Raw genomic sequence first — 23,886 nt, forward strand, 5'->3', positions numbered from 1 at the left:
TCACTCCCCTTCCTTGTCGAGCCCGAGCTCGCTCACGATCTTGTTGCGCTGAGCCGGGTCGCTCAGGATCTGCTGAATCTTGTTGCGGAACGCCTTCTCGTTTCCGAGCGGGCCCTTGAGGGCCGTCAGCGCGGCGCGCAGGTCGAGCAGCTTCTTGAGCTCCGGCACCTGGTTCGCGATCGCCTCGGGCTCCATGTCGCTCAGCCGGCGGAACTTGAGGTTGACCGTGAGCTCGCTGTTCTCCTGCTCGGACAGGACGTCCTTCACGTTGAAGGTGAGCGCGAGCTTCTGCTCGCTCATGACCTTCTGGAAGTTGTCCTTGTCCACGTTGATGGGCTTGCGGTCCTCGAGGGGCCGCGGATCCGGCCGCTGCGTGTAGTCGCCGAGCATCAGGAGCTTCAGCGGTAGCTCGACGTCCTCCTTCGCGTTCCCGGTGGCCGGCTTGTACGTGATGTTCACGCGCTCTTTCGGCGCGACCGATCCCTCTTTCGATCCGCTCATCGTAGGCTCCTTTCCCCGTCAGCAGCGGGCGGAGCGCCCGCAGGCCGAACGAGCATAGAACAAAACCCCCGCCCCTCGGGCAAGCTTCTCGGCGCGACGCGCATCCCCGTCTTTGCCATCCTGGTCACCGTGGCCACCCGCTCACTCCCCCAGCGACATCTTCAAGGCGAGCGCCGCGTCGAGCTGGCAGACGCGCTCGAAGCAGAGCGTCTCCTTCGCCTTGGCCTCGGGGGTCGCCTCGTAGCCCTGGTTCAGGACCCGGTAGCACGTGTGGAGCGCGGCGTAGAGCTCCGCGCAGAGATCCGGCTGCCAGGTGGTGAGTCGGTGGTGGTCGACGAGGTGCTCCAGCGCCTCGAGCTGCGCCCGCGCCACGAGGAACTGGGACAGCTCGATGTTGATCTGGGCCATCGCGAGCCTCACGCGGAAGCGGTCCAGCGCCGTCGGAGCCGCGGCGGCGGCCTTCTCGAGGAGCGCCATCGCGTCGATGGGCTGCTGGTTCGCGACGAGCCCTCGGGCCTCGGAGAGCGGCTTGTCGAGGTAGCTCCGCGGCCTCGCCGGCGCTGCGGCGCCGCTCGCACCCGAGCCGCCGAGCGCGGCCGCGACCTCGGACGAGAGCCAGGCCTGCGTCTCGCCGTCGGCGAACGGCGTGCCGTCGCTGAATTTGAGGGTCGGCAGGAGCGGCGCGCGGAGCAGCAGGGCGCCCACCTCGACGAGCACCGCCCGCTTGGCGTCGGCGTAGTCGTCGCCGAGCTGATCGAGCGCGTTCGCGACGTACCTGTGCGGATCGAGCCAGAGAGGGTAGCTCTGCGCGTACTCGTCGGCGACCTGCAGCAGATCGGCGAACGCCCCCTGGGTCGTGAGCGCCGGGAGCGTCTGCAGCACGTGCTCGGGCGGCGGCGGGATCGCCGTGCTGCCCGTCGGAGACGACGCGCCCGGATCGTCGAGGAGATCGACCCAGAGCCCGACCCGGAGGATGCGGTACGCGGACGCCCGCTTCGGATCCGCCGCCCGCAGCGCGTCGCCCGCGCGCGCCATCAGGGGCGAGCACTTGCCGAGGGCGGCGAGCGCGGAGTCTTCGTCGACGATCGCCTCGAGGCTGAGCGCCGGATCGCCCGCGGCGGCGACGGGCGCGGGCGCGGGCGGCGGCGCGGCGGCCGCTACCGTGGCCGCCGGCGGCGCCTCGGCCTTCGGCGGCTCGACCCGCGGAGGAGGAGGCGGCGGGGGCGGCGGCGGAGGAGGCGGGGGCGGCGCCTCCGCGGGCAGGCTCGCGACGAGGCTGCGCATCGCGTTCCGGAGCGGGCCGAGCCCTCCGTACGCGTCGCCGAGCTTGTCGGCGAGGTCGACGTCCAGGGCGCGGCTCACCTGGTCGATGGCGTTCACCAGGTCGCGGTCCGCGGCGGTGACGGTGATGCCGGTGAGCGTCCCTGCCGCGAGGTCTCCGAACCAGGCGCACAGGTTGCCGCGCGCCTTGGGCCGCTTGATCGCGGGATACATGGTGTCCCAGAACGCGTTGTTCAGCTCTTGCACGAGCACGAGCCCGTCGAGCAGACCGGGCAGCTTGTCGATCTGCGACTTCGCCGCCGCGTAGTAGAGCGCGACGCGGAAGTCCTTGGACTTCTCGCTCAGGAGCTCATCGGCGACGCTCGCGATGCGCCCCCAGTCGACCTTGCCGCCCGCGAGCGACTGCAGCTTGTCGATCTCGTTCTTGAGGCCCTCGAACGCCTCGTCGTAGGTGACGTCGGCGCCGACGCCGCCGTTGATGGGCGCGTACAGCGCCTCGATCCGCTCTTTGGATTGTTGGATGGCGTCTTCAGCGGCCATGGGGCGCGCAGGATATCAAGGCGTCCTGGGTGTGGACGGCGGAATCAGACGACGACCGCACGACGCCTGCACGACGACCGCACGACGGCTGCACGGCGACTTCGGCGGTGAGCCGGGCGGCGCACCGGAGCGGCCGCGCGCGGGGTGGAGCGGGTGCCTTCGGCTCGGGCATCGGCTCAGCCGAGGGCTTCCAGGAAGCTGTCGAGCGACAGGTCGGTCCGGGCGACGAGCGCGTCGAGCTCTGGTCCGAGCGCATGTCGGGAAACGTGCTCCTCGACGCGCGGGGGTCCGCAGAGGTCGGCGATGTGCTCGGCCTGGGTGGTGGGCGCGATCATCTCGCGGAACGAGCCCACGTGGGGGGTACCGAGGTGGAGGAGCAGGGTGTGCTGTGGTGTCCAGAACGCGTTCATCACCGTGCGTCCCCATTTCGACAGGCGGCGGGTCATGTCCATCCACACGGCGGCGGCGTAGGCGTCTCCTGCGCCGAGCGGCAGCCTGAGGGCGAGCCCTGTCCTCGGGAGCTCCTGACCGCGGAATGGGATCACCGAGTCGAGGATGTTCTGCAGCACCCAGAAGCGGCTCGCGTCGGTGCCGAAGCCGGCGTCCCAGAGCGCCTTCATCGGCTGGGTCTTCAGCCATGCGCGGTAGGCGGCGTGCGCCGCGTCGGGGTCGTCGAGCGACGGCGGCGTGATCTGGGAGACGCGGTGGAGGAAGGCGTCGACGGGCAGGGTCCTGCCGTTCGTCGCGGCGTCGTGGGCGGCGGCGAGGAGGGGGAACAGGGTGATGGGGAGCGACGGCCCGGCGGAGACGAGTTGATCGTAATCGTAGGACCCGAACACCACCATCGGGTAGAGCCGCCCGGCGTTATCGCCGCTGGCGGCCCAGGCGCCCACGAGCCCGCGGGTGGGCGGCTCGTCGCCTTTCGGTTCGCCGTGGAAGACGAAGAGGCCCAGGGCCGTCTGGTAGTGCGCATCGAAATGGGCGCCCATGGCGCGCCGGGCGAAATCGATGGACGCGCCCAGCCAGCGGTCGAAGGCCGCGAGCTCTTCTCCACCTGCGTTCAGCCGGATGAAATCGCCCGTGGCGGGCAGCTTGCCGAAGCAGCCGATCTGCGGCGGAGCGGCAGGGCCCTTCTTGCGGCGCCAGAACATGACTGCTGGGAGTGAACCACGAACCGCTCACCGAGCGCTACCACCTTCCCGGTTGCGCCAGGAACGTGCGAGCGCCCCCGAACGACGTCATCAAGGCCCCCTCTCTCCCCCCATTTCACAAAGAGCCCGCGGGGGAGGGGGTGTCGTGCGGGGGGCCGGCGGGGGAGGGCCCCGCGAACCCGAGCGCCGGCCCGCACCGGAGCCGGTCGCGCGCGGTCTCGGCCCCCCCGTTCTCACGGCAACAGCCCCCCAAAAGGCGCGAGTTCGCGGGAGGGGGTCCCCGCCGGCCCCCCGCACGACACCCCCTCCCCCGCTGGCTCCGTTGCTGCTGCCTACCTCACCCTTTGCCGAAGCGATCGCCGATGCTGGCAGGGCAGTTGGTCGCCCGGAAGAAGCTCGTCGGGAACGGGTGGTTCCCGCGGGTCGGCCTGATCTCCATGGTCACGGTCACCGGCGGCGCCGTCATCTGCCAGGTCACCGTGAACAGCTCGTCGTTGTCCTTCTGGGCGGTGGTCGTCCCGGCCTCGAAGAGCCGGAAGATCCCCCACGGCCCTTCGCGCACGAGCTCCTCGTCGAGCCCCCCCGCGCCGCGCACCTGGATCCTCGCCCCCTTCGCGCCTTCGCCCGGCCAGTTGAAGGTGTGCCAGAACTCTTTCTCGTTGCGATAGAGCCTCTTCTGGCCGTCGACCTCGAAGACCACCTCGCTCACGATCGGGCTGACCGTCTTCATGTTGATGTGGAAGACGACCTTCGGATCCGCCCCGCCGCTGCTCCCGAAGAGCGCGTCGGAGATCTCGTTCGAGCGCCTCAGGCAGTTGTACAGGTTCGCGCTGAACGGCGTGAACGGCTTCGCCGCCTGCGGCTGCCCCGAGAGGTGCGCCTTCGGGAAGAACTCGTGCCCGACCTGGTAGTGGAAGCCCTTGAGGTACGTGTCGTAGAAGCCCCAGAGCACCCCGTCCTTCGGCTTGAAGAAGGCCATCGCGTCCTCGAGCGACGCGTCGCGTGACGACGCGAGGTTGAACGGGTAGCGGTCCTTGATCTTGTCGCGGTAGTGCGGCCAGACCTCGACCTCCCAGATCCCGCTCGCCGCGCCGCCTGCGCGCCGCACGACGGCCTTGTACGCCTGCCGGAGGGGGTTCATGAGGAGCGGCTCCATCAGCCGCTGCCCGTTCTGGTCCATCGAGAGCAGCAGCCCCTGGGTCTCCTTCACCGCGTCCTGGAACGCCTCCGTGGCCTTCGAGGTGTCCGCGTCCGGCGGCCCGTCCTCGACGACGCTCATCTCCCCTGCCAGCCGCTCGAGGTGGCCCACGTACTGGCCGAGCTTGGGCGGGGGCGGCGGGGGCTGCCCTTCACCCGCCGGCGGCTGGGGCACCCCGAAGCTGGCCATCGACTCGAACTTGTCAGGCACCGGATCGTAGTGCTCGCGCTGGTTCCCCGTGAGCATCGAGTCGATCCGCACGCCCGTCCGCTGGTCGACCTTCTGCGCGATCATGTCCTTGGCCCTGTCGAGCAGGCCGCCGTCCGCCGTCAGCAGGCTCGGCTTCTCGTCCTTCCCGAACTGCGTCTCGTCCGAGAGCCGCTGGAGCAGCCGCCGGTAGGGCCAGTCGGGCGTGGAGAGCACCCTGAACTCGTGGATCGCGTCCCGGTTCGTCTTCGGGACGTCGACCTGGATGTCGCGGAAGAACGCCTCCCACTGCGCGATGTACGCGTTGTCGTAGTCCTGCCGGACGCGGTCGAGCTCCTTCTGGATCTGGTCGCCCTGCCGCTTCTCGTCGCTCGACAGGGGGAGCACCCAGAGCTCGCGCTCGAGCTTCTTCCTCCCCTCCTTCAGCGACTCGAGCACCTGCGCGTGCCCCTTGGCCGTGTAGGGCCCCTGCACCTCGAACCACGTCCCGCCCCGGTTCTTCTGCGCGCTGTGGACGACGGTCAGCACCTCGGGCCGATCCGCGAACATCTCGTTGAGCGACACCGGCGGGTACTTCAGGTTCTCCGGCGTGTTCGGCCCCGACTCGTCGTACTTCTGATCGATCAGGCTCGTTACAAACTGATCGTAGTAGCGCTTCGTCGGGTCGACCCGCAGCAGGTCGGCGCGCGCCCGGGCGATGAGCGGCTCGTTCAGCTCCTCGGCCTCGAGCTTCTTCCGCCGCACGAGGTCGATGTAGTACGCGACGTGCGGCGTGAGCCGCTCCTTGAGCTCGCTCTCGGGCAGATCGGTGAACGGCTTCAGGGTGTCGGCCCAGACCTGGACGAGCCGCCCGGTCTGCCACCGCGCCGCCTGCTCATCCATGTGGCCCTGGTACTCCTTGCCGAGAAGGAGGTAGCTCCGCAGGGCGTTGTAGCCGTCCAGGAACTCCCCCTCGCGCACCTTCTCGAGCTTCGCCTCGAGCTGCGCCTTCGCAGGGCTGACGAAGCCCTGCTTCAAGCTCATGATGTACTGGCCCATCGTCGGCGGGAACAGCTTGTCCCCCTGGAACATGAACCAGCCGTACTCGATCGGCGTGTTCTCGACGTAACCGTCGAGCCGCCCCACGTGCTCCTGCAGCCGATCGAGCTTGTCGATGTTCGCGCGCACGTTCGGCGGCGTGCCGCTCCGCCCGGACCAGTCCACGAACGCGATCTCGTCCGAGATGCGCCGGGTCTCGGCGACGAGCCCCTTGTTGTTGAAGTACGAGATCACCGCCGGCAGGAGGAACAGGAGCGCCACGAGCGCCGCGGCCGCGGCCACCAGGATCCGCTGCATCCGCCGCCGCCGGAGCTCCGCCTCGGAGCGCGCGGCGAGGTCCTGATCCGGGAAGACGACGTTGGTGAAGACGTCGTGCAGGAAGAAGCTCTTCGACTCCTTCGGGACCGTCGCGTCCTCCTCGCCCTCGCCGAGCCCCGCGCGGAGCCCGAACGCGCGCCCCATCGCCCCGACCACGCGGTCGAGCGGTCGCCCCTCCTGGACGCCGCTCGTGAAGTAGAACCCGCGCAGGATCGGCGTGGGCGCCGCGCCCGCCTTGGGCGCGAACGCCGCCGCGATGAAGTCCGACAGGTTGCGCTTCACGGCCGCGAACTCGAGCGGGAACTGGTAGCTCTTCTCCTTCACCTCGCGGTTGCGCTCGCCGATGAGCCGCTTCGTGAGGCGCGCGTGGAGCTTCTCGACGAGCACGTCGAACTCGCGATCGAAGATCTTCCCGGGCTCGTCCTTGTTCTCGTCGAGCCGCACGGTGGCGCCCCACGCCTGGGCGCGCTCGCTCTTCTTCAGGTCGCCGAAGTACTCGGTGAAGCCCGCCACCAGGTCGCTCTTCGTGAAGAGCACGTAGACCGGCAGGACCATGTGCAGCGTCTGCTGCATCTCGTCGATGCGCGCGCGGATCTTCTTGCCGGTCTGATCGATCTGCTCGTCGCTCGCGTCGAGCAGCTCGCTCAGGCTCACCGCCACGATGACGCCGTTCAGCGGCTTGTGCTCGCGGTGCTGCAGCAGGGTCTCGAGGAACGCCATCCACTCGTCGTGGTCGTCGCTCTCGGTCGTGTACCGGCCGGCGGTGTCGAGGAGGATCGCCTCGTTCGTGAACCACCACTCGCAGTTCCTGGTGCCGCCGACGCCGCGCACGCCGGTGCGCTCGGGGTCGATGTACGGGAACACGAGCCCGGAGTGCCGGAGGGCGGTGGTCTTGCCTGCCCCGGGCGGGCCGACCATCACGTACCAGGGGAGGACGTAGAGCGCGTCGGCGCCCCGCTTGCCCCCGCCGAGCTTCGAGGCCTTGAGCGCGGCGATGCCCTCCTGCATCTGCCGGTTGAGCTCCTGGATCTCCGCGCGCCGCTCCGGCTTCGCGTTGATCACCTGCTCCTGCGCCTGCTGCGCGATCGCCTTCTCGAGCGCCCGCGCGGCGCGCGCCGCGCGGATGCGCCTATAGACCGCCAGCCCGACGAGCAGGGCGAGGACGACCGCCGTCGCCACGAGCGGGATCTCGATCGGGAACGCCTCGGCCCCCTCCCCTGCCGCCGGGCGCAGCATGAACCACACTCCCCACACGGCGGTGAGGAACAGGGCGCTCAGGATCCACAGCCACATCGGAAGTCTCCCTCGGGAACAGCAGAGGACGGCGGAGTCGCCTAGGTCCCCGTGCTGATCAGCTTCTTGATCTGGTCGGCCACGCCCTCCGCGTCCGAGGCCACGACGAGCCGGAGCACGATGACCACGAGGACGGCCAGCACGAGCAGCCCGAGCGCGATGGCCAGGTAGGGCAGCTCGCGGCGCACCGCGTTCGCCCCGCCGTCCTTGCGCTCCGCGTTCGGCGCGAGGGCCTCACCGCCGCCCTCGGCGACAGCGACGTGGTTGCCCACGCCCTCGATGACGGCGCCGAGGCCCTCCTGCTGCCGCAGACGATATTTCCCCTGGAAGCCGAGGGCCAAGCAGAGGAAGTAGATTTGCGCGACGTGGTTCCTCCCGCGCTGGCCGTAGAGGTTGTCGAGGTTCGTGAAGAACCCGTCGCCGGCCGTGTTCAGCTGGAAGAACTGGAACTGCAGCGGGTTCTGGAGCCACTGCGTCCTCCCCGGCCAGTTCGAGTTGAAGATCACCTCGTCGGCGAAGGCCGCGAGCGCGAACTTCGCGTCGATCATGTCCTGCTCGGGGATGCGCGCCTCCCGGCCGTTCTGCATCATCGTGTCGAACAGGCCGAGGACGCGCCGCTGGAGGATGTCGGGCGCCGGGAGGTCGCGCGAGTTCCTGAGCTGCAGGATCAGCGAGAGCACGTCGGAGCACACAAAGTACATCGTCTGCGAGAGGCTCATGGGCTCCTCACCCGGAAGGGGCGGCCTGACACGTTCACTTTCCTGCCGGCACGGCGATCAGCCGGAGATCGACCTTTTGCGGTTCGATCGGCTGGTAGATAGCGATCGTGCCAGAGCCGAGGATATCGTTCCAGTAATCGCCGTTCTGGTTGACGCGGAGGTAGACGAGCCCCGGCTTGACCGGGATGGCGCCCGGCGGCCGGTACTCGATGGCGACGTTCACGCCGGGCGTCGCGGAGTGCAGGATGTGGCCGATCTGCGTCCACGAGCCGATCTTGAGCAGGCGCGGGAGCCGCTCGCGCAGCGTGCCCTCGTCCGTGCCCTTCGCCTCGAGGAACATCTCGTGGCTGCGGGGCAGCTTCGGGTCCTCGAACCTGCCGAGGTACATGCCGTCCTCGCGCTTCTCGAGCGGCACGATGACGAACTGCTCCGTGACAACCTCGTTGATGAGCTTCCAGGCCCGGTCGAACATCGGGTCGAGGACGCCATCGAGCTCGAGGTAGTTGAACTTGGGGATCGTCGTCGGATCGCTGTCGGTGGCCGCAAAGGTGCAGAGCTCTCCGATGAGCGAGCCGAGGACGACATAACACTGCTCCGGGTGCGCGCCGCCGTGGTCGACGAGGTGCGACACGATCGGGATGTACGAGTTCAGGGTGTGGAGCAGCCAGAACTTGGTGAGGTCGGAGGCCTGGAAGTCGACCGACGCCGCGTTGCGCATGCGCCGCCCCTCGACGAGCGACTTCTGCTTGCCGACGAGCGCCGAGAGCACGCGGCGGAGGCCGGACATGATGTGGTCCGACGTGTTGATGCGAAGGACCGACGGGATGAAGCTCTTCCGCAGGGCGATCGCGCCGGAGCTGTCGCGGACGAGCTGCGCGATGCGCACGGTCTGGTACGCGTCGCGCGGCTCGGTGCCGAAGAGGAGCCGCAGGTTGGTGCGGGCCCAGGTGACCGACTGCTCGTTGCGGCCGGAGTTCACGTCCGGGACCGTCGTCTGGGCGGCCACGAACCGCTGGGCGGGGCCCGCCTTCGCCGGGTCCAGGCTGATGTTCGCGGCGGTCTCGCGCAGGTTCGGGATGCCGAGGAAGACGTCGAGCGTCTTCAGCGCGGCCGGGAAGGCGCCCTCGAGCGGCCGCGCCTCGACCTGATCTTCGCCGCGATCGCCGATGAAGAACGGCGTGCCGTCGGGGAAGACGCCGTGGCATTTGACCACCTTGAACTGCCCGGCGGAGAGCGCGCGCTCATCGAACTGGGCGGACGTGATGCCCCAGTCGTAGCCCACGACGGCATGGAGGCGCGCATGGAGCAGCGTCTCGTGGTAGGCGTCCGTTTGCTGCAGGTGCTGAGGGGTCATGAAGAGCCCCTCGGTCCAGACCGGCTTGCGCGGGTGAATCATGTCGCCCGTCCAGTCTTATCAGATGTGCCGTGCGCGGCGTCGCGAAAGCGGGTCAGGCGCGGGGAGCGCCGACGCTGCGCTGCGCGCATCGGGCCGCTCGTCGTCGCCGAGGGCGGCGCGGTCACGTCGCGTGGACTGCCGCTGGGAGGACGACCTGCGCGCGCCACGGCGATCACTTCCCCGGGCGAGCGGGCGCCTCTGGCGCGGCCACCTTCTTCGGCAGGCTGAGCCGGCGAACGGCGCTCGCGTTGGGGAACATCGACTCGTCGAACTCGACCCCGTTGTCGATCTTGGTCGAGTCGATGAAGAACGCGACCCGCGGATCGGCCACGGGCGGACCTGCGTCGGACTCGCGGCCGCCGCACTGCGCCTCTCCGGGCGGGAGCGGGAACTCGTAGAAGGTCTTCCAGCTGTTGCCCTTCGGGCTGTGGAACAGGGCGGCGCCGACGAGGTGGCTCGCGTCGGGCAGGCGCTCGAACTTCACCTCGACGAGGTCGTTCGGGAAGACCTCGACCTCGTCGACCTTGGCGAGGTCGTCCTCGAGCGTCTCCTTGTCCTTGAGGAGGATCTGGTCGTATGTCGCGTTCTCCATGCGCGCGCTGCTCTTCAGCTGGTAGAGCCGCACGACCACGGGCCGCGGGTTCCCGTTCTCGTTGGGGTTGATGTTGTCGGACGCGTAGATCGAGAGCGTCACGATCTGGACGTCGCACGGCTCGGGGGCCGCGGGCGGCGGCGCGGCGGACGTGCAGCCCGAGAGCGCGGCGGGCAGCGCGGCGCCGAGGAAGGCGGCGAGGGTCGCCGCGGCGATGGCCGCCGCGACCTTCGCCGGGGCCGCCCCGCGGAGGAGCGACGCCGGCCGACGTCGAGGCCCCGGCTGGCGCGCCGAGCCCTCCCCTGCGGGGGAGGGCGAACGGGGCTCCCCGATCCACATCGAACGCTGTAGGAGCTTGGCGAACGGGACCATGCTCCGCCCAATTTATGCGGAGTCTCGTGGCCAGTACAACTTTCGGTGTGCGAGCGGCGTCGATCGGTCTGATTCAGTCCGTTTCAGTCCGAGAACGAGATCGTGAAGTTCTTTTCGGCGTCGACCCCGATCTGGAGCCACTTGGGGAGCGGCCCCTCCGCCATCTTCTCGAGGACGGCGACCGAGAGCAGCGGCAGGAGCGACGCCCGGAGGATATGGTCGATGTTGCGCGCCCCCGTGTCGACCTCGGTGCAGCGCGCCGCGATCGTCTCGACGAGCGCGTCCGAGTACGACGCCTCGATCCGCTGGCTCTTGCGCAGGCGGTCGACGAGCGCGTCGAGCTTGAGCCGCGTGATCTCGCCGAGCGCGTCGGGCGAGATCGGCAGGTACGGCACCGTCGTCATGCGCGCGAGCAGCGCCGGCTTGAAGTGCGCGGAGAGCGTCGGCTTGATCGACTCGACGATCTCCTTGATGAACTCGCCGTCCGCGTCGAGGCGGCGCGACGGGTCTTCTTCCCGCGCGGCGACCGTCATGTTCGTGATCTTGTCGGTCGCGAGATTGCTCGTCAGGATGATGACCGTGTTCTTGAAGTCGACGAGCCGCCCCTCGCCGTCGCTCAGCATGCCCTTGTCGAACACCTGGTAGAACAGGTTCATCACGTCGGGGTCGGCCTTCTCGACCTCGTCGAGGAGCACCACCGTGTAGGGCCGCTGGCGCACGGCCTCGGTGAGCATGCCGCCCTCGCCGTAGCCGACGTAGCCGGGGGGCGAGCCGATGAGCCGGGAGACGGTGTGCTTCTCCTGGAACTCGGACATGTTGATGACCGTCATCATCCGCTCGCCGCCGAACATGAGGTCGGCGATCCCGAGCGCGGTCTCCGTCTTGCCGACGCCGCTGGGCCCCACGAGCAGGAACACGCCCTGGGGCGTGCTCAGCGGCTTCAGGCCCGCGCGCGCGCTCCGGAGCTCCTTCGAGATGCTCACGATGCCGTGCGTCTGCCCCTTGATCCGCCGGGTCAGCCGGTCCTCCATCTCGAGGAGCGCCTTCACGTCGTCCTGGACCATCTTGCCGACGGGGATGCCCGTCCACGCCGCGACCACGCTCGCGACCATGGCCTCGTCGACGTCCGGCCGGATCAGCGGCACCTCGCCCTGGCTCTGCTTGAGCTCGTCGAGGGCCTTCACCACGTCGCGGCGCGCGGCGTCCCGCTCCTCGTTCGTCTTGGCCTCGTCCATCTTCTTGCGGGCGTCGATGACCCGCTGCGTGCCCGCCGTCTCCTTCGCGTAGTCGGCGCGCACCGACTCGAGCTCGGCCTTCGCCTTGGCGAGCTTGTCCTTGAGCTCCGCGACCCGCTCTTGATCGATGTGGACGCCCTTGTCCTGATCCCGCTCGAGCGCCTTGAGCTCGGTCTCGGTGTTCACGATGAGGATCTCGGCGTCCTCGACCGCGGCGGGGCGCTGCTGCAGCGCGACCTTCACCCGGGCCGCGCAGGTGTCGAGCAGGTCGACCGCCTTGTCCGGCAGCTGCCTGCCGGTCAAGTAGCGCGCCGACAGCCGCACGGCCGCGGTCACCGCCTCATCCTGGATGATGACGTTGTGGGCCGCCTCGAACTTCGGCCGGAGCCCCCGGAGCATGACGACGGCCGCCGGCTCGCTCGGCTCGTCGACCTTCACCGGCTGGAAGCGCCGCTCCAGCGCCGCGTCCTTCTCGAAGTATTTCTTGTACTCGCTCCACGTCGTGGCCGCGATCGTCCGGAGCTCGCCGCGGGCGAGCGCCGGCTTGAGCAGGTTGGCCGCGTCGCCGCCGCCTTGCTGGCCGCCCGCGCCGATGAGCGTGTGCGCCTCGTCGATGAAGAGGATGATCGGCTTCGACGACCCCTTCACCTCGGCGATCACCTGCTTCATCCGGTTCTCGAACTCGCCCTTCACGCCGGCCCCTGCCTGGAGCAGCCCCATGTCGAGCCCGAGGATGTCGACGCCCTGCAGGAGCGGCGGCACCTTCGGGTTCTCCGGCGTGCTCTCGACGATGAGCAGCGCGAGCCCCTCGACGAGGGCCGTCTTCCCGACGCCCGCGTCGCCGACGATGATCGGGTTGTTCTTGCGCCGCCGCGCGAGGATATCGATGACCTGCCGGATCTCCCGCTCGCGACCGAAGATCGGATCGATCTGCCCCGCGCGCGCCTTCCCCGTGTAGTCGACGCAGAACTTCGCCAGCGCCGAATCGGGCCCGGCGCTCGCCATCCCGGCCGGCAGCTTCCCGGCCGCGCCTGCGCCCGCCGCCGCCGCGGCGGCCTCCGCCTCCTCCTTGGAGCCGGAGACGATCTTGGGGAGGTTGTTCTTGAGATCGTCTTTCGAGATGCCCTCGAGATACGCGCCGATGCTGCTCACCGAGTACCGGGTCGGCTGCTGGACGAGGCGCTGGAAGAGCACGCCGCTCCGGACCCGCTGGTAGCCGTACTCCATGGATCCGACGAGATAGGCGTCCTGCATCCACTCGAGCATCGTCGGCGAGAGCACGGGCCTCCCGGCGTTGCCCTTCCTCAGCTCTTCCAGGCTGCGCTGGAGCGCGGCGCGGAGGTGCGACGGGTCGAGATCATAGTGGGATACGAGAAACGCGATGTCGGAGTTCGCGTCGTCGAGCAGCGCGAGGAGCAGGTGCTCGAGCGTGACCTCGTAGTGGCGCGCGTTGACACACTGGCCAATCGCCGCCTCGAGGGCAGAGGTGCAGTTCTTGGTGAGTCGCTTGACGATGGCTTTGGTGTCGACGAGCTGCATGCGCGGCATGCTAACCGAGGCGCGCCCTCGTCCGAAAGCGCCTCGTCAGCCTCGCCCCTTGCGCTTCTTCTCCGCGGCCTCCGGGGCGCGGCCCTCGGCCCCGCTCGCCTCTCCGCGCTCCCGCGCGGCCGGCTTGGCCCCTCCGCGGGTCGCGTCGCCTCGCGGCGCCGGCGCGGCGTCGTGGGCGCTGTCGCCCTTGTCCTGCGCGGCGAGCGGCTCGCCGGCCGCGACGCGGTCCACCATGTCGGGCCGTATCCGCAGCTTGAGCAGGGCGCCAACGCGGAGCTTTTGGTCCGGCTCAATACGGTTATCGCGCGCGACGTCCTCGACGTCTATGACGAACTGCCGCGCCACGCCGATCAGCGTATCGCCGGGCGCGACGCGGTAGAGCATCACCTCGCGCGCGGACCGCGACTGCCCGCGCGCGGCGCGCGTCCGCAGCGGGGCGCGCGAGACGTCGACCGCGTCGTCGTCGGGCGAGCCCTCCGCGCCATCGTCGAGCGAGGACGTGGCCACGGGATCGCGCATCGAGCGCCGCTTGCCGAGCGCAGGCCGGTCGTCGTCGTCCACGTCCGTCTCCGCCGTCCGCTTCCGCGCGGGCTTCGGGAGCAGCGAGAGCAGGCTCTCGTCGTCCCGGCTCCCCCTCCGCGGCGCGAAGTCGCGTCCGCCGAGCAGATCGACCGGATCGAGGATCGACGCGTCGTCCGTGGAGAGCAGCTCCGTGGAGAGCATCGCGGGCAGGGCGGCCTGCGCTCGAGCGAGCGTGTCCGGCGGGAGCATCACGAGGAAGTCTCCCCGTCCGGGCGGCACGCGGTCCCCCAGGATGTCGGGGTTCAGCTTCCGCAGCGTCGAGGTCCCGACGCCGGCGGCCTTCGCCAGCGTCTTGAGCGGCGTCCCCGGGGACACCGCGATCTCGGCGGCGTCGATCGGCCGGCTCACCGCGACCTCATCGAACCCGAACCGCTCCAGGTTGTTCGCCACGATCGCCGCCGCCCCGATCTTCGGCACGTACGCGGCCGTCTCCGAGGGGATCGCCTCCTGGCGCGCCAGCTCGTTGAAGTCGGACGTCCCGTAGCGATCGATGCGGTCGAGCAGCTGCTCGTAGCCCATGTTGTAGGCCGCGAGCGCGAGGTCCCAGCTGCCGAAGCGCAGGTAAAGATCGCGCAGGTGGTGAGCCGCCGCCTGCGTGGCGAGGCGCGGGTTCTTCCGCTGGTCGAGGTGCCGCGTCTGCTGGAGCCCGTAGACCGCGCCGGTGGCGGGCATGAACTGCCAGAGCCCGACGGCGCCCGCCGGCGATTTCGCCCGCGGATCGAAGCCGCTCTCGATCATGGACACCCAGATGAGATCCTCCGGAAGCCGTCGTTCCCTGAGCTCGGCCTGGATCATCTCCTGGTAGCGCCCGCTCCGCTTCAGCCACGTCTCGAACATCTGCCGCCCGCGGTCGGTGCGCGTGAAGAAGCGGACGTACTTCAGGGTGCGGCGCGACACGGCGAGCCGGAGGTCGGGCAGCTGCAGCTTCGAGAGCGCCTCGGCGCCGGCCGAGTCGAGGTCGTCCACGTCGTCGGCGTAGCTGCCTTCGGCCGAGAACGCGCGCGGCGGCCGCGAGAAGCTCGGCCGATCGAGCTCGCACGCGGCGCCCTCCCGCGCGTCGCGCCCCGCCGCCTCGCGCAGCCGCCACAGCTCCCGCGACTCGCCCCCCGGCGGCGCTGCCGGGCCGTCGAGCCCGCGCGCCGGCGCCGCGTACGGCGGCGGCGCCGCGGCGAGCGCCCCGACCGGCGCCGTGGCCCGCGCTGCCCCCAGCTGGTAGGTCGATACCGCCGACTGGACCGACGTGATCGCCGACTGGGGCGCCGCCATCCCGACCCCGTAGCCAAACGCCAGGGCCGAGACCAGGGGAGGGATCTTGTGGACGAGGCTCATTGGTGTGTGGTTTAAGGTCGCACCATGTAGGCAAACCGGTCAACAAACCGGCCGGCCCGGGCGAGCCGGGCTTGGCGCGCTGCTGGGCGGGCCGGCCTCGGCGCCCTCTCCCTCTCGGGCTTCGACGTGGCCTCTGGGTGGGCTGCACGCAGACTGGCGGGCCGCATGGTGCGGATGGACGTCAGGCACTCCCGTCCGGCGGAGCGGGTCTGCTAGTCTGCACCCATGCCGGCGGCGCTCTCGGCCCGCGTGTCCGACACCCAGGCCAACCAAAGCTTCGACGTTTCGTTCGAGCGCTTCCCTGTCCGGATCGGCAGGAATCAGCTGAACGACCTTCACATCGACCGGCCCTACATCTCCCAGTTCCATGCGGCGGTGGACGTCCGCGATCGCCGGATCTTCGTGCGCGACCTCGGCTCCACCAACGGGACGATGTTCGCGGGGCACCGGCTGGCGCGCGATACCTCGGTGGACGTGACCGGCCAGCCGGAGATCACGATCGGCCCGATCCAGATCCGGCTCGCGATCATCGAGGCGCCGCTGAAGTCCGAGAGCCCGAACGACGGCACGCTGCTCGGCACGGGCGGAGACAACCTCTCCGCGCTGATCAGCCCGCAGAAGCGCGCCGCTCCCGGCGGTGAAGACCCCTACCTGCGTCAGGTGGTCCCGTACCTGGAGGCGTACCGGACTGCGTGGGCCGCGGTCTACCGGATGATCTGGGATCACCTCGCGCGCCTCCCGCCCGATGCGCGCCAGAGCTACTTGCGCCGGCTCGGCGAGGAGCACCCGAGCGTGCTCGCGGAGCGGGACTTTCAGAAGATCTCTCAGTACTACGGCGTGGACTACCGCACGCTCGGCGAGCTGGCCCCCGCGAACGCGGCGTTCGCAGCGCTCTCCGAGCTGGCGGGCGCCCTCGCGCCCGGCGCGAAGCCCCCGGACGACGTCGCGGGCATCGTCAACTTCGCGCGGCGGCTCCGCGACACGATGGACGTCTTCCTGAAGTGCTTTGTGAGCTTGCGCGACGGCTACCAGGAGTTCGAGGCCGAGGTGCTGGCGCGCGATCGCTCCGCCGAGACGGACAAGGTCGCGAACGCGCAGGACGCGAAGGAGCTCGGCACGGTCCTGCTCACGCCGGTCGGGGGCCCGGACGCCGCGCGGCACCTCCACGAGATCTTCGTGGATGTCATGAGCCACCAGATCGCGCTCCTGAACGGCGTGATGGGGGGCGTGAGGTCGCTGCTCGTGAAGCTCTCCCCGAAGACGCTCGAGGAGAAGCTCGAGCGCGCGGGCAAGAAAGGCGGGCTGTTCTCGAACAAGTACGAGGAGCTCTGGAAGCTCTACGAGCGCCGCCACGGCGACTATTCGGGGGAGGACAAGGAGACTTTTCGGGAAATATTTGGCGAGCAGTTCTCTCGGGCGTACGCTGCGACCGCCGCAGAGGACTATGGGTCGTCCGGCGAGTCGGGAGGCCGGAGCATCGTCCGCTTCCCCGGCTCTGGGAATCCGAACAAACGCTAGCGCCCCAAAACGGCGGGGCTTCGCGCGGCGAGCCGCGCCTTGGGCTCGCCGATCTTCGCCGAAGGCGCGGCCGAACGCGAGGCGTCGTTCATGCGAATCAGGGAGAAAGTCGTAGCAGCAGGTTGTCTGGCCGTCGCCGCGTGCCTCCTCGCCCCGCGCGAGGCGGCCGCGCAGACGACGGTCCAACGCGATAAGAACTGGGCCACGGTCTCGGACGTGAGCCTCGTGCTGGGAAGCTCCGTCGTTTTCCTGATGCCGCGTGTCTATTACAGCGATCCCGAGGCCACGGTCGGCTGGAAAGGGCGCTGGCATTTCTCGGTCATGGCGCCCGCCATGACGATGACCGCGCTGACGCTGCTCGTGGACCTGCCGATCAAAAACGCGCTCGAGTCGACGCGCCCTGGCTGCTCGATCGACGAGACGAACGCGGCGGTGTCCGACTCGGGCTGCGAGTCGTTCGGCGGCCCGTCGACGCACGCCTTCGCCTCCTGGGGCGCGACGGGCGCGGGCACGGGCATCTTCGTGGTCGACACGTTCCGCTACTCGTCCGGCCGCTTCAACGCCGGCGCCTTCATCGGCAATGTGGCCTTCCCCCTCACCGCCTCGGTCGTCACCACCATCGCCCGCGGCGTCGCCCCCGGCGACACGCGGCCGCACGAGAACGCCGGTCAGATCGCGATCGGCGGCGTCACCGGCTTCCTGAGCGGCCTCGCCGTCGGCACCGCCTACGCGATGCTCCAGCGCCCGAACTGCGGCTACGGCAACGCGCTGTTCTGCTGGTAGCCGCCTCTCCGGTACGCCTCCTCCCCTCCCCGGCAGGCCTCCCTCCTCCCCTCGCCAGCAAGCCTCCCTCCGCTCGCTGGCGAGCCTCCCTCCGCTCGCTGGAGCGGCCAGGGGTCGTGGGGGGAGCGCTGGGGGCAGCCCGAGGTTCGAGCAGATCACGCGCGCCTCGCCCGCGCCATGCGCGGGGAGACGCGCGTCCTGCGGGTCCGGCGGCCCCCGCCTGCCCCCCGCGCTCCCCCTCCCCCCGGCCTCGGCTGCTGTTCTAGTCCTGTCCGACGACGCGCTCCCAGAGCGGATCGTTCGACGAGAAGAGCGTATCCCGCTCCACCCGGAGGAATCGCTGGAACTCGACGCGGCGGAGCTCGCGGTCGCTGTCGCGGTTGCCGTCGTCGTGCTTCACGATCTTCACCCGCACCTGCTCGAGCAGCTGAATGCCGTTCGGTTTGTAGGAGACGTCGGTGCGCAGCACGTAGCGGGCGTAGAGTCCGCGCTCGGTGACGGAGGGCACCACCGCCGTCCGCTCCAGGTCGACGGACGCCGCCTCGATCAGCCGCCCCCTTCGCGCAAGGTAGAAGTGCGCTCGTTGTCGGCAGTCGTCGGGATCAGGGCAGTCCTTCGTCTCGGCCACGACGAGGTTGTCGTTGCCGAGGCGCACCGGGGACAGCTTGGTCCCCTTCGCGGGCGCGCGGAAGCTGCCGACCCCGTAGACATCAGCGCGATCGCCGGCCGCTCGCACGAGCGCGACGAGGCCGCCCTCGTCGCCGTTCTCGAACTTGAGGACGCGCACCCACACGGCGCGAAGCCCCTCCGGCCCGGAGCGGATCTCGACCTCGTCGGGGTCGATCTTGCGCGGCCAGCCGGACTTGGAGATGCCGCCGCGCAGGGTCTCGTTGGCGAACACGTAGTGGCCGGTACAGTCGACGTCGGTCGGCCCGATCCCGCGTTCCTCGCTGTAGCCGGGAATGACGACGCTCAGCCACTGGTCTGGGTCGAGGGTGCGGACGGCCGCCTTGCCGCCCGCCCCGCGCTTCGCAGGCGGCAGCTGGGTCGTGCACACCGGGATCGGATTCTGCTTGCGTGTCTGGAGCTCGCCGTGTGGCTGCTCTGGGTACGATCCGCAGCCCGCGAGGGCGGCGGCGAGCCCCAGGCCGACGACGGAGCCGAAGCGAACGATGCTCACGCGCTCTTCGTATCATGCAAGGCGTCGCCAAGGCGAGTTCGCGACCTAACGCCCTGGCCGGCCAACGGCCATGGCCGGCCAACGGCCGTGGCCGGCCAGCTCGCCTCGTTCTCCGTGTCGGCGGTCGCGCGCATGCCAGATCACGCCGCCGCCCCGCGCGTCGTCACGTTCCCCACACGCCCGCAACGCGATGGACACGCCCGCGTCCTCTTATGGAAGCGCTGGCTTCGCGACGGAATATTGCGCGCCCTCAGGAACCAAACGCGAACCAAACCCCAACGAAAAGCGAACCGAATGCCAAGAAACCCGCACCGCTCCCGGACACAAAAGTCTTGACGCTCCCAAAGAGGGAGTTACCTTCTGGACTCCCTGAGACGAACAGGGGTAGAGATACGATAAGAGTCTTATCTCTGCGTCTCTGAACTCCTAGTCCCGACGGAGCGCACCGTCTGCCAGCGCGCAATGGGGCGTAGACTGAGCCCAGGCGGCGAGTTCTTGAAGGAAGAGGCATTTGATCATGGCGTTGCAAGCTCACCTCGTTTTGAAGGGCGTTACCCAGGGCCCGATCGATGGCTCGGTCACCCAGAAGGGTCGCGAGAAGTCGATCGCTGTCATCTCGGTGCAGCATCAGGTCGTGAGCCCGCGTGACCCGGCGACCGGGCTGCCCAGCGGCAAGCGCCAGCACAAGCCCTTCGTGATCACGAAGGAGCTCGACAAGGCAACCCCCCTTCTTTACAACGCCTTGGTCAACAACGAGAGCATCTCGGAGTGGACGCTCAAGTTCTACACGCCGGGCACCGCGGCGTCGAAGAACGTCGGCAAGGAGCAGAACCACTACACGGTCAAGCTCACGAACGCGACGGTCGCGAGCATCGACTTCCACATGGACAACACGCGCGGCGGGGACGGCGCCAAGGATCGGCCGGAGTACGAGCGGGTCTCCTTCACGTACCAGAAGATCGAGTGGTCGTTCGATGACGGCGACGGCGCGCGTCAGGCGGACGATGACTGGGAGACGCCGCAGGGGTAGTACCTAGCTGCTGAGGTCTCGTCGCACCGGGCGACCTTCGGGTCGCCCGGTTGCGTTTGTCGTCCTGACGTTGGGGCATCAGGGTTCCTCAAAATCAGGCATGGCCATCACGCGCAGCAAGCTCAGAATGTTGGCATGCCCCTCAGCGCCTACCTCAGACTCGTCGGCGAAAGACAAGGGGAAATCAGGGGCTCCGTCACCCAGAAGGGGCGAGAAGGTAGCATCCTCGTCACCGAGGTGTTCCACTCGCTGGTGGGGCCGCGCGACCCGGTCACCGGGCGCCCGACGGGCAAGCGGATGCACAAGCCCTTTATCGTCACGAAGGACCTCGATCGGTCCACGCCGCTCCTCCTCAGCATCCTCAGCCACAACGAGAGCATCCCCCGCTGGGAGCTCCAGTTCTACAGGTCGATCGCGATCGGCGTCGAGAGGCCTGTCTTCACGGTCCAGCTCACGAACGCGAACATCTCGAGCATCCAGTTCCACATGCTCAACGTGAGGAACCCGGGGCAATCGCGCCTGCCCGAGCAGGAGGAGGTCGCGTTCACGTACCAGAAGGTCGTCTGGACCTGGAACGACGGGGGCGTCTCCGCGGAAGACGACTGGCTCACCCCGCGCTGAGCGGGCGGGCTTCCGCTCGAGGCGCGAGCTGAGCTACGATCCCGCTGTGGCCGGCGCCTCCCTCCTCACCCGAATCGCGCACGCGGCCGACCCGCACTCGACGGAGCGGCACACCTACCGGGATCACGACCTCGAGTCGGCCATCCTGACGCACCTCGGGCACATGCTGAACACCCGCCAGGGGAGCTCGCTGACCTGCCCGGACTACGGCCTCATGGAGGTCTCGGAGGTCCTGCATGAGTTCCCCGAGGCGATCGGCCTGGTGCAACGCTCGCTCAAGAACTGCATCCAGACCTACGAGCCGCGGCTGAAGAACGTGCAGGTCCGGCACCTGCGCACCGACACCATCCAGTCGATGGTCCTCGAGTTCGAGATCACCGCGCAGATCCACTTTCCCGATGGCCGGCGGCAGGCGCTCCGGCTCGGCGCTGCAGTGGACCAGAGCGGCAACGTCCGGATGACGTAGCCCCCGCCCGGCGGCCTGGCTCACGGCGGTTGACAGCTTTCGGCCCCGGCGGTCGACTGGCGGTGGCGAGAGGATGTTCAACAAATACTACCAGGACGAGCTCACCTACCTGAGGGATCTGGGGCGCGAGTTCGCCGCCGCCTACCCCGGGATCGCGCCCATGCTCGCGGAGAAAGGCGGGGACCCCGACGTCGAGCGCCTGCTCGAGGGCGTCGCGTTCCTGACCGGCAAGATCCGCCAGAAGCTCGACGACGAGCTCCCCGAGGTGATCCACTCGGTCGCGTCGCTGCTCTTTCCGCACTACCTCCGCCAGATACCGGCGACCTCGATCATCGAGTTCACGCCGCTCCCGAACGTGGTGCGCGAGAAGCTCGTCGTCGCTCGGCACGCGGAGGTCGGGTCGGTGCCGGTCGACGGCGTCTCGTGCCGGTTCCGCACGACCCAGGACGTCGAGCTCGTCCCGCTCGCGGTGGAGGACGTGCGCGTCGACACGGGCGCGCAGCTCGCGCAGACGCTCCGCATCGAGCTCCGCCTGACCGGCGGCGCCGCGCTGTCGGGCCTGTCGCTCTCCTCGCTGCGCTTCTACATCCACGGCGAGCGCAGGCTGCAGGACGACCTCCGCCTCTGGGTCGGGGCGCACGTCGACACCGTCGCGCTCGCCGCGGTGGACGCCGCGGGGCGCGACACGACGATCGCGTCGCTCCCGGCGCGCGCCGTGCGGCTCACCGGCTTCTCCGATGAAGAGTCGCTGATCCCGTACCCGAAGACGGTCTACCCGGGATTCCGGCTCCTGCAGGAGTTCTTCACGCTCCCGCAGAAGTTCGCGTTCTTCGAGGTGACCGGCCTCCAGGCGCTCTCGGCGGAGCGGATCTCCGACCGGTTCGCGATCCTGCTGCAGTTCAGGGACGGGCTCCCGCCGGGGACGCGGATCGGCAAGGAGAACATCCGGCTGTTCTGCTCGCCGGTCGTGAACCTGTTCGAGCACACGAGCGATCCGATCAAGCCCGAGGCCACGAAGCACGAGTACCTCTGCCGCCCGGCGGGCGCGGCGCCCGCGGCCTTCGAGATCCACAGCATCGACAAGGTCGTCGGCATCGCCCGGCGCACGAGCCAGCGCGTCGAGATCCCCTCGTTCTTCAGCTTCCAGCACGAGCTCGATCCCGAGGCCGCCGCGCGGACGATCTTCTACCAGGCGCACCTCCGCCCGGCCGCCATCGGCGACGGCATCGACATGTACCTCTCGTTCGGCTCCCCGCAGGACGCGGGGGCCCTCCCCGAGTTCGACGTGATCAGCATCGAGGCGACGAGCACGAACCGCCGCCTGCCGGCGCAGCTGAAGCTCGGCGACCTCAGGGTGCCGACGGCGACCTCACCCGCCGTGGCGAGCTTCACCAACCTCACCGGCGTCACAGCGCCGCTCCCGCCGCCGCTCGGGCGCGAGCTGCAGTGGCGCGTGCTGGCCCACATGGCGATGAGCTACCGCTCGATCACCGAGCTCGAGGTGCTCCGGGCGACGGTCGATCTCTACAATTTCCAGGCGATCGTCGATCGTCAGGCGGCGCGCGCGAACCAGCTCCGCCTGGCCGCGATCAAGGCGATCCGGGTGCGGCCGACGGATCGGCTGTACCGAGGGGCGCCGGTGCGCGGCGTCGCGGTCGACATCGAGCTCGACGAGGGCGGGTTCGTCGGCGAGGGGGAGATGTACCTGTTCGCGAGCATCCTGAACGAGATGCTCGGGTCCTACGTCTCGCTGAACTCGTTCACGCAGCTGACGGTCACCGGCACGAATACACGCGTGGTGCACAAATGGGACCCGAAGAGCGGCAGCCTGACGCTGATCTGAAGCCGGCTGCGCCGAGAGGCGCCGCGAGCGCCGACCCCGTCGCGCTGGAGACGCTCCGGCGCTTCGCGGATACCGCGCCACGCTTCTCGTACTACCGCCTCATCTACCTGCTCGAGCGGCTCTTCCCTGCCGCGCCGCCGGTAGGCCAGCTCGGGCCGGTGCAGGACGAGCGCATCCGGCTGCGCGGCGACCCCTCGCTCATCTTCGCCTCGAGCGACGTGAGCGAGCTCGCGCCGGTCAAGGCCGCTGACGGCGTGGAGCGCGCCCGCGTCTCGACCACGTTCCTCGCCCTGTACGGCTCGGTGTCGCCGCTGCCGGCGTACTTCATCGAGCAGATCGCGCAGGCCGACTACCAGGGCGGCCCGCAGCCGATCCGCGAGCTCCTCGACGTCTTCCACCACCGGCTCCTGTCGCTGCTCTACCGCGCGTGGACGAAGTACCGCCTGCCCGTCACGTACCGCAAGCAGGGCGCCGATCCCTTCTCGCGCCGGATGCTCTGCGCGGTCGGCGTCGACGGCTTCCGCGGCTACGAGACGCCGCTCGATCGCTTCTTCTTCCTCCGCTACGCGTCGGTCCTCGCCTCGAAGTCGCGCTCGGCGAGGAACCTGGAGACGGTGCTGTCCGAGATGCTCGGCAACATCGACGTGAAGATCGAGCAGTTCGTCGGTCACTGGACGAAGATCGAGAAGCCGTTCAGGAACAAGCTCGGCGTGATGAACCATCAGCTGGGCGAGAGCCTGACCCTGGGGCGCTACGTGTTCGACGGCTCCGGCCGCTACAAGGTCGTGCTCGGCCCGGTGGGCTACGACGAGTACCTCTCCTTCTTGCCCGGAGGTCGACGGCAAGATCTGGTCCGCGGCGTCATCGAGACGTTCACGCCGGGCATCCACGACGTGATGCTCGAGATCCACGTGGACACGGAGGAGGCGCCGCGGTTCCAGCTCGGCTCGCCGCGCGCCGCGACGCTCAAGCGCACCGCGTGGATCGGCGGCTCTGCGGCGGAGCGGCTCGTGATCACGATCCCCCTCGACGACAAGCACCTCGCGGGCGGCGACGACGAGGACGACGACGATCGCGGCGAGCCCCCGCCGATGTGACCCAGGCCGCGGGCCGCCTGGAGGCGCGGCGGCGCTCGCGCCGTGGAC

17 protein-coding genes are annotated in these 23,886 nt (G+C 69.3%); 7 read left to right on the forward strand and 10 right to left on the reverse strand.

Going from position 1 to position 23,886, the window contains the following annotated elements:
* The 9 genes from tssB to WME73_RS27785 all read right to left on the reverse strand — a co-directional run bounded on the left by tssB (window position 1) and on the right by WME73_RS27785 (window position 15,300).
* Entirely contained in the window at window positions 1-501 is a 501-nt protein-coding gene (tssB, locus tag WME73_RS27745; RefSeq protein ID WP_272093886.1) for a type VI secretion system contractile sheath small subunit, read from the reverse strand.
* Between the two features lie 141 nt (window positions 502-642).
* On the reverse strand, window positions 643-2,322 hold the full coding sequence (tssA, locus tag WME73_RS27750; protein WP_437911495.1) for a type VI secretion system protein TssA: 1,680 nt from the start codon (window positions 2,320-2,322) through the stop codon (window positions 643-645).
* Window positions 2,323-2,498: 176 nt separating this feature from the next.
* A complete protein-coding gene (gene tagF, locus WME73_RS27755; RefSeq protein WP_437739408.1) occupies window positions 2,499-3,473 on the reverse strand; it encodes a type VI secretion system-associated protein TagF in 975 nt (324 codons plus the stop codon).
* Between the two features lie 337 nt (window positions 3,474-3,810).
* Window positions 3,811-7,527 (reverse strand): type VI secretion system membrane subunit TssM, encoded by a 3,717-nt coding sequence (tssM, locus tag WME73_RS27760; protein WP_437911496.1) that lies wholly within the window; start codon window positions 7,525-7,527, stop codon window positions 3,811-3,813.
* A gap of 41 nt (window positions 7,528-7,568) precedes the next feature.
* Window positions 7,569-8,246: a DotU family type IV/VI secretion system protein gene (locus WME73_RS27765; RefSeq protein WP_437274698.1), complete on the reverse strand. Its 678-nt coding sequence runs from the start codon at window positions 8,244-8,246 to the stop codon at window positions 7,569-7,571.
* Between the two features lie 34 nt (window positions 8,247-8,280).
* Window positions 8,281-9,642: a type VI secretion system baseplate subunit TssK gene (gene tssK / locus WME73_RS27770; RefSeq protein ID WP_437739410.1), complete on the reverse strand. Its 1,362-nt coding sequence runs from the start codon at window positions 9,640-9,642 to the stop codon at window positions 8,281-8,283.
* Window positions 9,643-9,814: 172 nt separating this feature from the next.
* On the reverse strand, window positions 9,815-10,573 hold the full coding sequence (gene tssJ / locus WME73_RS27775; protein ID WP_437739411.1) for a type VI secretion system lipoprotein TssJ: 759 nt from the start codon (window positions 10,571-10,573) through the stop codon (window positions 9,815-9,817).
* A gap of 116 nt (window positions 10,574-10,689) precedes the next feature.
* On the reverse strand, window positions 10,690-13,389 hold the full coding sequence (gene tssH, locus WME73_RS27780; protein ID WP_437911497.1) for a type VI secretion system ATPase TssH: 2,700 nt from the start codon (window positions 13,387-13,389) through the stop codon (window positions 10,690-10,692).
* A 36-nt stretch (window positions 13,390-13,425) separates the two neighbouring features.
* On the reverse strand, window positions 13,426-15,300 hold the full coding sequence (locus tag WME73_RS27785) for a transglycosylase SLT domain-containing protein (protein ID WP_437911498.1): 1,875 nt from the start codon (window positions 15,298-15,300) through the stop codon (window positions 13,426-13,428).
* 225 nt (window positions 15,301-15,525) lie between these two features.
* Between WME73_RS27785 and WME73_RS27790 the strand changes: the two genes are divergently transcribed.
* Both WME73_RS27790 and WME73_RS27795 read left to right on the forward strand, forming a co-directional pair.
* Window positions 15,526-16,818: a type VI secretion system-associated FHA domain protein gene (locus WME73_RS27790; protein WP_437739414.1), complete on the forward strand. Its 1,293-nt coding sequence runs from the start codon at window positions 15,526-15,528 to the stop codon at window positions 16,816-16,818.
* A gap of 90 nt (window positions 16,819-16,908) precedes the next feature.
* Window positions 16,909-17,601: a hypothetical protein gene (locus tag WME73_RS27795; protein ID WP_437541430.1), complete on the forward strand. Its 693-nt coding sequence runs from the start codon at window positions 16,909-16,911 to the stop codon at window positions 17,599-17,601.
* A 262-nt stretch (window positions 17,602-17,863) separates the two neighbouring features.
* On the opposite strand, the gene WME73_RS27800 is transcribed toward WME73_RS27795, so the two are convergent.
* Entirely contained in the window at window positions 17,864-18,781 is a 918-nt protein-coding gene (locus WME73_RS27800) for a hypothetical protein (RefSeq protein ID WP_437739415.1), read from the reverse strand.
* A 517-nt stretch (window positions 18,782-19,298) separates the two neighbouring features.
* Here WME73_RS27800 and WME73_RS27805 point away from each other — a divergent pair.
* From WME73_RS27805 to tssG, 5 genes are all read left to right on the forward strand, one after another.
* Entirely contained in the window at window positions 19,299-19,811 is a 513-nt protein-coding gene (locus WME73_RS27805) for an Hcp family type VI secretion system effector (RefSeq protein ID WP_437292882.1), read from the forward strand.
* 135 nt (window positions 19,812-19,946) lie between these two features.
* The gene (tssD, locus tag WME73_RS27810) at window positions 19,947-20,432 is read left to right on the forward strand and encodes a type VI secretion system tube protein TssD (RefSeq protein WP_437739416.1); all 486 of its coding nucleotides are present in this window, start codon (window positions 19,947-19,949) and stop codon (window positions 20,430-20,432) included.
* Window positions 20,433-20,478: 46 nt separating this feature from the next.
* Window positions 20,479-20,898 carry a type VI secretion system baseplate subunit TssE gene (tssE, locus tag WME73_RS27815; RefSeq protein ID WP_437739417.1) on the forward strand — a complete coding sequence of 140 codons (420 nt, stop codon included), beginning with the start codon at window positions 20,479-20,481 and terminating at the stop codon, window positions 20,896-20,898.
* Between the two features lie 73 nt (window positions 20,899-20,971).
* Window positions 20,972-22,741 (forward strand): type VI secretion system baseplate subunit TssF, encoded by a 1,770-nt coding sequence (gene tssF / locus WME73_RS27820; protein WP_437541438.1) that lies wholly within the window; start codon window positions 20,972-20,974, stop codon window positions 22,739-22,741.
* Window positions 22,705-23,838: a type VI secretion system baseplate subunit TssG gene (gene tssG, locus WME73_RS27825; protein ID WP_437739418.1), complete on the forward strand. Its 1,134-nt coding sequence runs from the start codon at window positions 22,705-22,707 to the stop codon at window positions 23,836-23,838. The genes tssF and tssG overlap by 37 nt, the downstream gene beginning before the upstream one ends.
* Window positions 23,839-23,886: the final 48 nt, after the last annotated feature.

Source organism: Sorangium sp. So ce302, from assembly GCF_051530145.1.
Taxonomy (GTDB): Bacteria; Myxococcota_A; Polyangia; order Polyangiales; family Polyangiaceae; genus Sorangium; species Sorangium cellulosum_B.

Excerpts from the sequence above, each read along its gene's own strand:
- tssB (WP_272093886.1), bottom strand. The coding sequence starts at position 501 with ATGAGCGGATCGAAAGAGGGATCGGTCGCGCCGAAAGAGCGCGTGAAC.
- tssA (WP_437911495.1), bottom strand. The coding sequence starts at position 2,322 with ATGGCCGCTGAAGACGCCATCCAACAATCCAAAGAGCGGATCGAGGCG.
- tagF (WP_437739408.1), bottom strand. The coding sequence starts at position 3,473 with ATGTTCTGGCGCCGCAAGAAGGGCCCTGCCGCTCCGCCGCAGATCGGC.
- tssM (WP_437911496.1), bottom strand. The coding sequence starts at position 7,527 with ATGTGGCTGTGGATCCTGAGCGCCCTGTTCCTCACCGCCGTGTGGGGA.
- WME73_RS27765 (WP_437274698.1), bottom strand. The coding sequence starts at position 8,246 with ATGAGCCTCTCGCAGACGATGTACTTTGTGTGCTCCGACGTGCTCTCG.
- tssK (WP_437739410.1), bottom strand. The coding sequence starts at position 9,642 with ATGATTCACCCGCGCAAGCCGGTCTGGACCGAGGGGCTCTTCATGACC.
- tssJ (WP_437739411.1), bottom strand. The coding sequence starts at position 10,573 with ATGTGGATCGGGGAGCCCCGTTCGCCCTCCCCCGCAGGGGAGGGCTCG.
- tssH (WP_437911497.1), bottom strand. The coding sequence starts at position 13,389 with ATGCCGCGCATGCAGCTCGTCGACACCAAAGCCATCGTCAAGCGACTC.
- WME73_RS27785 (WP_437911498.1), bottom strand. The coding sequence starts at position 15,300 with ATGAGCCTCGTCCACAAGATCCCTCCCCTGGTCTCGGCCCTGGCGTTT.
- WME73_RS27790 (WP_437739414.1), top strand. The coding sequence starts at position 15,526 with ATGCCGGCGGCGCTCTCGGCCCGCGTGTCCGACACCCAGGCCAACCAA.
- WME73_RS27795 (WP_437541430.1), top strand. The coding sequence starts at position 16,909 with ATGCGAATCAGGGAGAAAGTCGTAGCAGCAGGTTGTCTGGCCGTCGCC.
- WME73_RS27805 (WP_437292882.1), top strand. The coding sequence starts at position 19,299 with ATGGCGTTGCAAGCTCACCTCGTTTTGAAGGGCGTTACCCAGGGCCCG.
- tssD (WP_437739416.1), top strand. The coding sequence starts at position 19,947 with ATGCCCCTCAGCGCCTACCTCAGACTCGTCGGCGAAAGACAAGGGGAA.
- tssF (WP_437541438.1), top strand. The coding sequence starts at position 20,972 with ATGTTCAACAAATACTACCAGGACGAGCTCACCTACCTGAGGGATCTG.
- tssG (WP_437739418.1), top strand. The coding sequence starts at position 22,705 with ATGGGACCCGAAGAGCGGCAGCCTGACGCTGATCTGAAGCCGGCTGCG.